The 1099-nt window shown below is 38.1% G+C and carries 2 protein-coding genes; both read right to left on the bottom strand.

Annotation, left to right across the window (positions count from 1 at the left end; genetic code table 11):
* Nucleotides 1-73: 73 nt before the first annotated feature.
* Nucleotides 74-400, bottom strand: a complete 327-nt coding sequence (locus tag BWI44_RS02210) for a DMT family transporter (RefSeq protein ID WP_115502947.1) — start codon at nucleotides 398-400, stop codon at nucleotides 74-76.
* Between the two features lie 71 nt (nucleotides 401-471).
* Complete coding sequence (locus BWI44_RS02205) at nucleotides 472-1035, bottom strand: Crp/Fnr family transcriptional regulator (protein WP_117694491.1); 564 nt, start codon at nucleotides 1033-1035, stop codon at nucleotides 472-474.
* Between the last annotated feature and the right edge of the window lie 64 nt (nucleotides 1036-1099).

Below are 1099 nucleotides of genomic sequence, written 5' to 3'. Positions count from 1 at the left end.
GGCTTGCGAAAGTCTGGGCTTTGTGCATAAAAAAGGTTGTGCCAGAGTTTTGACACAACCTCGTTTTTTAGTTTTAATGAGAAACAACTTTTAAACCGATGATCGAACCGATCAACGTTACAATGAAAAGTAATCTCCATACGGTAGCAGGCTCTTTGAATATCAGTATGCCTGCTAATACAGTTCCCACTGCACCTATTCCCGTCCACACTGCATAAGCCGTACCAATGGGCAGGGCTTGTGTTGCTTTTATCAGTAAAAACATACTGATACTCATAGATACTAAGAAACCGGTGAACCACCAGTACATTTCACTGCCTGTTGTTTCTTTTACTTTGCCCATGCACGATGTAAATGCTACTTCGAACAACCCGGCTACAATCAAATATATCCAACTCATAACTTTTATTTTTTGTGTGCAAAGTTCATGAATTGTTTTGATTTGTTATTTAACAAATGATAAAAAGTGATTTACCTGAATTTGGCCCGGATACGGCTTAAACTGACTTGGGTGATGCCAAGATAAGAAGCTATATAGCCTAATTGTACTCTTTGCAGCAGATCAGGAGTGTGATTCATCAGGTCCCTATAGCGTTCCAGAGATGTTTTGAATTGTCTGCCGATAAATCTTTCCTCTGTTTTTAGCAGTTCCTGTTCTGCAAATTCTCTTCCCCAGTTAGCAATATGTATGTCTTTGCTGAATAGTTCATGCAAGGATTGTTTCTTCATTTCATATAGTTCACATTCTTCCAGAAGCTCTATATTTTCATAGCCTCTTTGGTTGGATACATAGCTTTTCATTGAAACTACTGTGTCGCCTTCACGTCCGAACCAGAATGTTATCTCGTTGTCTGCTAACTCTGTATAAGCGCGGACAATACCTTTCTTGATGAAATATACCTTGGTTTCCACTTTATCTGCTTTAAATAAAATGTGTCCTTTGGGATATGTAACCTCAGAAATAATCTCTTTTAACGTATTCTTTGACGCTTCCGGGAGTTTGCCTATATGATCAATAATCTGATTTATATCCATATGAGTACTGTTTTATATCTCGTTTTCATGATATATGATTCATGCCTGAACCCTATCTGCGACA

Origin of the sequence: Bacteroides sp. Phil13 (assembly GCF_001940965.1) — a bacterium.
GTDB lineage: Bacteria > Bacteroidota > Bacteroidia > Bacteroidales > Bacteroidaceae > Bacteroides > Bacteroides intestinalis.
Note: the sequence above shows the minus strand (reverse complement) of the source record. Positions and strands in the feature narration are given on the sequence as shown.